The sequence below is a fragment of the Sulfitobacter sp. HI0027 genome (assembly GCF_001634775.1).
Classification (GTDB): domain Bacteria; phylum Pseudomonadota; class Alphaproteobacteria; order Rhodobacterales; family Rhodobacteraceae; genus Sulfitobacter.
The window spans coordinates 1-7990 of sequence record NZ_LWER01000043.1; the positions used below are offsets into that span (position 1 = coordinate 1).

Here is a 7990-nt window from a genome sequence, read left to right on the forward strand (position 1 = left end):
AAATTTCAACTGCCCGGTCATGCTGGCCCCATGAAGATGGAAAACATTCTTCGCCAGGTCCACTCCGATCATTGTATCTATCATTAGCCGTCCTTTCCTTCTTGTGGCTTTGAACACCACGACCTTGGCACATTGCGATGCCGTTTGGGGAGGACGGCAACCACCCCATCTGAACAACCGGATCGAGGGCTCACATAGACCAACGCGACGGCGAGAGAAAATCATGGGGCGCTTCAAGTCCCAACGACAGGCGCAGAGATTCCTCGCGGCCCATGATCAGATAAACACCCTCTTCCGTCCCCGTCGCTATCGTCTCACCGCATCTTCATACCGCCACGCACGGGCTGACGCCTTCAGCCTGTGGAACGACTATGCGCTCCAGATGACCGCATAAGCGCTCACGCCACGCCCCCTTGCGCCCACGATCACCCAACTTGGCAATGCCCTTGGATGAGCCTGTCTTTCGCCGATCATCTCTGGAAACCGGGCATAGCAAGCGAAAGATGATCTACATCAAGCGCGTTCGCGAACCTTCGGGCAACTGCGTAGGCGCCCCTTCGCCCTTCCCGAACCAAAGCAAATCACATCAGCAACCACCCACCCTACCGACGGTCAGCACACCCTAACCCCATATGTAACCATATGTATTCTTGATCCTTTGCAGGCGTTCCGGCTATAAAACCTCCAGTTCCACGGAGGGCACGTGAATCATGGATCCGACAAATTCAGAACTCGAAACAGGCCCCGCGCTGACCCTCGCAAGTTGCAAGGCAGAACCGCGCGTAAACGCCCCCCGGCACGTGCCGTGTTCGAAGCGAACTGTGCCGAGCCGGGTGCGACTGACCTCCAAAACGCCGTCGAACCCTTGAGCACGCGCGCTGCGGCACCTTTCAGACAGACTAATACAAGGAAAACGAATGCAATTCTTCAATAGAAAGCAGCTGGCCCTCTGGGATACGGCGCTCAGTACCTCTGAAGAGCTGGCGAAGGGGTTGTCGCGGCGTCAGTTCGGCTTGGCTGCGGCTGCGGCTTTTGCGATGCCCAAAGCGTTGAGCGCGCATGGCTCCACGCAGGTGACCTCTCAGGGAACCTACAATATCACAGTCGACCCGGTGCGCATCAACACGGGCGATTTTCAGAAGATGGGCGTGGGCTACAACCGCAGCCAGATTCCGACGATCCTGCGCTTCAAGGAAGGTGAGGAGGTTACGATAAACGTGACCAACAACCTCAGCGAAAGCACCTCGATCCACTGGCATGGACTTATCGTGCCCTTCCGTCAGGACGGCGTTCCGGGGATCAGCTTCAACGGCATCGCCCCCGGTCAGACCTTTACCTATCGCTTCCCGATCCAGCAGGCCGGGACCTATTGGTTCCACAGCCATTCAGGCCTTCAGGAGCCGGATGGCGCCTACGGTGCGATCGTGATCGAGCCGCGCGGCAGGGAACGCATACCAGCGCACCGCGACTATGTCGTTCAGCTGGCCGACAAACATCCCCATCCGGGCAACCGCATCTTGCGGAACCTCAAGATGCAGTCCGACTACTACAACCGTTCGCAGCGCACTTTTCAGGACCTGATCCGGGACGCCCGCATGGACGGTCTCAAGGCGACGCTGAAAGAGCGCCGCATGTGGGGGCGCATGCGCATGCTGCCGAGCGACGTCGAAGACGTGCAGGGATTTACCTCGCTGATCAACGGTCGCAGCACGTCGCAAAACTGGACCGGTTTGTTCCGGCCCGGTGAGAAGGTCCGCCTTCGGATCATCAACTCCTCCGCGATGACCTACTTCGACATGCGGATACCGGGACTGAAAATGGTCGTCGTGCAGGCTGACGGCAACGATGTGGAGCCTGTCGCCGTGGATGAACTGCGGGTCGCGGTTGCCGAGACCTATGATGTCATCGTCCAGCCTACGCAGAACAAGGTCTATAGCATTATTGCGGAATCCATGGGCCGCAACGGGCTTGTTCGGGGCACCCTGTCACCCAGAGAGGGCTATGCCGGTGCCGTGCCCCGTCTCAGACCCAAGCCCTTGCTCACCATGGCCGACATGAGCGGCATGATGGGCGGTATGGATATGGGCATGGGTATGGGCGACCACGTCATGCAGAACATGACCGGAATGAACCACACCGACATGACAGGCATGGACCATTCAAACATGCAATCCAGCCAGCAGCCCCCGATGCCTGCGATGACCCCGTCAGAGGAAAAGCCGAAGAAAAAGACTTCGATGGCTGGGATGGACCATACGCAGATGCAAAAGCCTGCGATGGACGGCATGGACCACACGCAGATGCAGCAGAAGAAAAAGGCACCGATGTCAGGCATGAACCATGCCCAGATGCAGAAGCCCGCAATGGACGGTATGAGCGGAATGGCAATGTCTGATGGCGGCGATCCGTTCTATGTCCCGGGCAGCGGACTGACGCCTGTCGCGTACAACGGCGGCAAGTTCCTGTCCTACGCAGACCTGCGCGCCGCCAGCCCTCGTTACCGTCACCGCGCACCCTCACGCACCATCGTGTTGCGGCTGACCGGTAACATGGAGCGCTACATCTGGTCGATCAACGACGTGAAATACGACGATGCCGCCCCGATCACGCTCCGATACGGCGAGCGGGTGCGCATGCGGTTCATCAACGAAACGATGATGTCGCATCCGATGCACCTGCACGGGATGTGGTCGATCATCGATGCCGGTCACGGTCCGCGCAATCCCATCAAGCACACCGTGAACATCAATCCCGCCGCCACGACGGACATCGAAGTCGAGGCCGACGCCCCCGGTCAATGGGCGTTCCACTGTCACCTCAGCTACCACGCGCGGGCGGGAATGTTCCGCAAGGTCGTGGTCAAGGGACGCGCGGCTTGAGCCGGGAAATACAAAGGACGAACGTAATGAAATACAGTCAACTCGCCGGACTGGCCGGCCTCATCCTTCCTTGGGCCTCGCTCGTGCAGGCTCAGCCCGTCAAACAGACCGAACAGCTGATCTGGGGCGTGCAGGCGGAACAGTTGGAAATTCGCGCACTGGATGACGAAGAGGTCCTTGTCTGGGATTTCGACGCCCTCATCGGCACGGATGAGCTCAAGCTGGTGTGGCGCAGCGAAGCTGAATACGGTCTTTCGTCCGATGAGTTCGAAAGCCTCGAAAACCAGCTACGTCTCCGGTTTCCAATCTCGACCTTCTTTAACGGCGTGGTCGGAGCCTATGCCAGCACACCCGAGGGCGTTCCGGAACGCTACGCGGCTGTCGTGGGGGTAAAAGGGCTCGCGCCGCAGTGGTTCGAGATCGACGCCGATCTCTACCTCTCCGACTATTCGTTCTTCAGTTTCGAGGCGGAATACGAACTGCTCCTTACCAACCGTCTGATCCTGACCCCGAACATCGAGATCGATATGCCGCTGAAGGATGACATCGCCCGGGGGCGGGGTGCGGGTGGCGCAGTCATGGAGATCGGTGCGCGGCTGAGTTACGACCTCATCGACCGTGCGGTCTCACCCTATATCGGCGTCAACTACGAGACCTCGTTCGGCGACACGCGGGACATCACCCGCGCGGCCGGTGGGGATACAGATGAGTTCTCGGTCGTGATGGGTACACGCCTTCAATTCTGAGATTTGTTCCTGCGGGAGCAATCCGGAGGGCTGATGAGTCCTCCGGCCAATACCTGAACCCAAAAGCAACCAAGGACTAAACAGATGAAACATCTACTGCTGACAATCGCACTGGCTTCCTCCTTTGCGGCACCGGGGTTTGCCGGCGAAGCGGCTCACGGAAACAAGTCCGGCGACACCCATGGAGAAATGAAGATCGGCATGCCCGGCGATGCCGCTGCGGTGGACCGCACGGTCGAGATCGACATGGTCGAAACAGACGACGGCGAAATGCTGTTCAAGGGCGGCGATCTGGATTTCAAAGAAGGCGAGACCGTCCGTTTCGTCGTCCGCAACGAGGGCGAGTTGGACCATGAGTTCATTCTCGACTCGCAAAAGAAGAACGCCGCGCACAAGAACGAAATGGCGGATATGAGCGGTATGAATATGGGTCATAATGAGCCCAACCGCATCCGGCTCGCGCCCGGCGAAGATGCCGAAATCATCTGGACATTTGCAAATAACGGCACGTTCGAAGCTGCTTGCCTGATCCCCGGTCATTACGAATCCGGCATGTTCCGCGAAGTCTCCGTTACTCACTAAACGGTCAGTGCGGATCGCGAGCACCGCCTTGCGATAACGTTAATACCAGAACGGGCGTACACCGCGCCCGTTCTTTCCCCCGTTGGGCGCCCGTCTGCGACGATGGTGTACCGCGCCAGCGGCGGTAGTACCCAGATCCGACGTTTGCTGAACCCTTGGGCTCACGGCTTCAATCGATCGAATAAACCCGGTTCTAGAATTTCCCCTACTGCGGAGGCGTTGAGCACATGAAGACATCGTTCAAAACTTGCACCCTCGCGGCAGCGCTCATCTTGTCCGCCCTCTCCGCGCATGCGTCCGATGGCAAAAGCCAGCAACCCCATCTGAGGGCCTACGACCTTCCGGACCATGACCCGATCGGAGAACCCCCCGGCGATGCCACGCCCGACAGGACGGTCGACATCACGGTCAGGGAGACCGGAAGCGGTTACATGCTCTTTGATCCGGATGCGCTTCACATCGAGAACGGAGCGGTTGTCCGCTTTCGGGTCACGAACTCCGGCAAACTCGATCACACTTTCTTTCTCGGCTCCTTCGATGAAGTCACCGAAAACCGGCAATGGATGCAGGAGCATCCGGACATGACCCATGACGCCGCCAACTTCATATCGATACCCAGCGGTGAAACCGGGGAACTGATCTGGAAGTTTTCAGACGTGACCAATCTGGAATTTGCCTGTCTGGTCCCCGGCCACAGAGATGCCGGGATGTGGGGGGTCATCATCGTGCATGATCACCTCGCCTCACCCGCCGGATATTGAGCGCGCTCCAATGTCGCTGATGGACAGGTATCACGTCCTCGTACATGACGTCTCCGCCCTCTTCGGATACGATTACAATGATACGACGCCGGACTGGGTTCATCCGTTCATTCACCTCATTCTGGTCCTGGCGCCGGGATTGCTGATCGGCGTCGCCCTCTATCTCGTCCTGCGCGGTATCCTGCGGCTCTGGAGCCGCCCGGCAAAACCGGTCGCGCGCATGAACCACGTGAGGGGGCTTGATGCCGGGTTGTTCAGCTCGGTCCTGCGCTACACCAGACGGCAGCAGGCGCAGATGATCATGCTGAGCCTTCTCGCGCTTCCGATCCTGTATCTGACCTTGGAACTGCCCAAGCAGATCGTGAACAATGCGCTGGAATCCGCGACTTTCCCGGTCGAGGTTCTGGGCCAGAGTTTGGATCAGGTCATATTCCTGCTGCTGCTTTGCGGGCTGTATTTGCTGTCGATCAGCCTGAACGGACTCATCAAATACACGCTCAACGTCTTCAAGGGCTATACGGCGGAGCGGTTTCTCCGACGCTTCAGGCTGCTGATCTATCGGCGGTGGCGCTCGGATGCGGAGGCGTCCGAGCAAAGCGAGATCGTCCCAATACTCGCACAGGAAGTGGAACCCATCGGCGGCTTCGCGGCCGAAGTCCTGACCCTGCCGGTTTTGCAGGGTGGCACGCTTTTCACCATTCTGCTGTTCATGTTCATTCAGGACCCGATCCTGGGTGCCGCCGCGCTGACCGTGTTGCCCATTCAGCTTATTCTGCTCCCGAAGCTGCAGCGCCGGGTGAACACCCTGTCGCGTATCCGGATCAAAGAGGTCCGCGATCTTGGCAGGCAACTGAGCGAGCAGTTGCGCGAACGACAGGGCGCCTCGTCCGGCCTGTCGGCGGCGGGCGCTAGTTTCAAGGCGCTGGAGCAGGTACGCAGAAGGATCTTTCGTCTCAAGTTCTTCATCAAGGCGCTCAACAACTTTCTGACGGCGCTGACACCGTTTCTGTTCTACTCACTTGGCGGATATTTCGTCATCGAAGGCCGGATCACGCTTGGGGCACTGGTCGCGGTCCTCGCCGCGCACAAAGACTTTTCGGCCCCACTGAAGGAGCTTTTCCGATACTATCAGGCGCTTGAGGATACGCGGATCAGGTATCAGGAAATCACGACCTTCTTCGCCGGGACGCCGCCCCGCATGGAAGAACAGCAATCCGCCGGGGTGCACCGGCTGGCGATCCGCAGACCGCCGGAACATGCGCTGTCGCAGACTTGAGGGCTCCTATTGTCCCCCCTGCTCCCGCGACGCGTCAAACTGCCGTTACATTTGGCTACAAAGAGGGGGCGGACATTTACACCGGCGGTTTGATATACACCGGGTATGAGCGAACCTGCCCACATTCTGGTCGTCGACGACCATGACGAGATCCGCAATTCCGTTTCAAGCTATCTCGAACGGAACGGCATGCGAACCTCGGTCGCCGAAAGTGCCGCAGAGATGGACGCTCAGCGCGCAAGACATTCTTTCGATCTGATCGTGCTCGATGTGATGATGCCCGGCGAAGACGGGCTGACTGCGTGCAAAAGATTGCGTCAGGAGTGCGGCACACCGGTCCTGATGCTGACCGCCCTCGGAGAGGACGACGACCGCATCGAGGGTCTGGAAGGCGGCGCGGATGATTATCTCTCCAAACCCTTCAATCCGCGCGAGTTGTTGGCCCGGATCAGGGCCATCATGCGACGCAGCGAGAAGAGCCCTCCGCAGGACCCATTCGCGGGCAAGCGCATCCGGTTCGCCCATCTCGAACTGGACTATGACGGACGGACCCTGACCGCCCCGGACGGCACCCGCAATCAGGTAACCTCCGGTGAGCTGAAACTCCTGTCCATCCTGCTCGAACGCCCGCGTATCGTCATGAGCCGCGATGAGCTGCTGGAAATGACAGCGGGGCGCGTGGCCGGACCGCTTGACCGGACGATCGACAATCAGATCAGCCGCCTGCGCAGCAAGATCGAACCGGACGTATTGCGCCCCCGTGTCATCTCCACCGTGCGCAACGGCGGTTACAGCCTGACCTGCGATGTCGAGGTCAGTTCGTGAAAACGCGCCCGTGGAGACTGCGCACGCAGATCTCACTCTTGGTGCTGGGTGTTATCGTCGTGGCGCAGGCGGTGAGCCTCTGGTTCTTCGTTGACGAAAGAACACTCGCCGTGCAGGCGGCGATCGGCGCGGAAGCCGCCGGACGGGCCGCCAATGTAGCACAACTGATCGAAGGCGCGCCTCCGGAGCTGCACCCCCAGATCATTCGCGCCGCGACCTCTCCATTGATCCGTTTCAACCTGACCGAAGAGCCGGAGGTTGTGCATACGGATCATGACGCAGGCGGCGCGGTCGAGGCGCGGGTGAGGGCTCTTCTGGGCGATGACTACAGCCGCGACATCCGCATCGAAATCCATGTGTCGCGTAGCCCTTAATTGTGAGATGGGAAATCCAACGGGAGTGGGCAAAACTTGGTGGTTAAGCGGCCCGCTTTGAGACGCCTAGCCTTCCGTCAAGCACAGCGGCCCGAGTGACGGCAACCCGATGCGCGCCCCGCGGTGACCATCTGGGGTAGATTCCGGCTGAGTGCAGAATGACACCCTAAGCCAGCCCTTCATCGTTTTTTCCACTTATACTCGCCTGTGAGGAGGATGTGTGCCCATCCGAGAGGCGAGATGTGCCCCAGGAGATCGGATGGACAGTCTAATCCGACGTGTTGGCGCCGTGTGACAGCCTGCCCGAGGTGCTTGGTGTTCCAGTAGATGATGATGGCGGCCAGCAGGTTCAGCCCTGCCATACGGTAGTGCTGACCTTCGACGGTCCGATCGCGGATTTCGCCCTGCCGCCCGATGCGCAGGGCGTTTTTTAGGGCGTGATGGGCCTCGCCCTTGTTGAGGCCAATCTGGGCACGACGCTGCATGTCGGCATCAAGCAGCCAGTCGATGATGAAGAGCGTGCGCTCGATGCGACCGATTTCACGCA

General features: G+C 59.4%; 7 protein-coding genes and 2 pseudogenes. 8 read left to right on the forward strand and 1 reads right to left on the reverse strand.

The features are described 5' to 3' along the window. Positions 1-169: 169 nt before the first annotated feature. The 8 genes and pseudogenes from A3722_RS23045 to A3722_RS02685 form a co-directional block, all read left to right on the forward strand. A pseudogene (locus tag A3722_RS23045) lies at positions 170-394 on the forward strand (DDE-type integrase/transposase/recombinase); the annotation flags it as partial. A gap of 523 nt (positions 395-917) precedes the next feature. Beyond that, entirely contained in the window at positions 918-2879 is a 1962-nt protein-coding gene (locus A3722_RS02655) for a copper resistance system multicopper oxidase (RefSeq protein WP_082849330.1), read from the forward strand. 26 nt (positions 2880-2905) lie between these two features. Further along, the gene (locus A3722_RS02660; RefSeq protein WP_067625555.1) at positions 2906-3625 is read left to right on the forward strand and encodes a copper resistance protein B; all 720 of its coding nucleotides are present in this window, start codon (positions 2906-2908) and stop codon (positions 3623-3625) included. 84 nt (positions 3626-3709) lie between these two features. Beyond that, entirely contained in the window at positions 3710-4207 is a 498-nt protein-coding gene (locus A3722_RS02665; protein WP_009827247.1) for a cupredoxin domain-containing protein, read from the forward strand. A gap of 227 nt (positions 4208-4434) precedes the next feature. Beyond that, complete coding sequence (locus A3722_RS02670; RefSeq protein ID WP_009827248.1) at positions 4435-4968, forward strand: cupredoxin domain-containing protein; 534 nt, start codon at positions 4435-4437, stop codon at positions 4966-4968. Between the two features lie 10 nt (positions 4969-4978). After that, positions 4979-6244, forward strand: a complete 1266-nt coding sequence (locus A3722_RS02675) for an ABC transporter transmembrane domain-containing protein (protein ID WP_009827249.1) — start codon at positions 4979-4981, stop codon at positions 6242-6244. Positions 6245-6349: 105 nt separating this feature from the next. Beyond that, a complete protein-coding gene (locus A3722_RS02680; RefSeq protein ID WP_009827250.1) occupies positions 6350-7069 on the forward strand; it encodes a response regulator in 720 nt (239 codons plus the stop codon). Beyond that, a pseudogene (locus A3722_RS02685) lies at positions 7066-7425 on the forward strand (ATP-binding protein); the annotation flags it as partial. The gene A3722_RS02680 and the pseudogene A3722_RS02685, both read left to right, overlap by 4 nt. A 197-nt stretch (positions 7426-7622) precedes the next feature. On the opposite strand, the gene A3722_RS02690 reads toward A3722_RS02685, so the two are convergent. Beyond that, positions 7623-7990, reverse strand: a 368-nt coding sequence (locus A3722_RS02690) for a Tn3 family transposase (RefSeq protein WP_150120411.1), incomplete at its 5' end; no start/stop codon positions are given.

Coding starts and splice junctions, on each gene's coding strand:
- A3722_RS02665 (WP_009827247.1), top strand. CDS start 3,710: ATGAAACATCTACTGCTGACAATCGCACTGGCTTCCTCCTTTGCGGCA.
- A3722_RS02680 (WP_009827250.1), top strand. CDS start 6,350: ATGAGCGAACCTGCCCACATTCTGGTCGTCGACGACCATGACGAGATC.
- A3722_RS02660 (WP_067625555.1), top strand. CDS start 2,906: ATGAAATACAGTCAACTCGCCGGACTGGCCGGCCTCATCCTTCCTTGG.
- A3722_RS02655 (WP_082849330.1), top strand. CDS start 918: ATGCAATTCTTCAATAGAAAGCAGCTGGCCCTCTGGGATACGGCGCTC.
- A3722_RS02675 (WP_009827249.1), top strand. CDS start 4,979: ATGTCGCTGATGGACAGGTATCACGTCCTCGTACATGACGTCTCCGCC.
- A3722_RS02670 (WP_009827248.1), top strand. CDS start 4,435: ATGAAGACATCGTTCAAAACTTGCACCCTCGCGGCAGCGCTCATCTTG.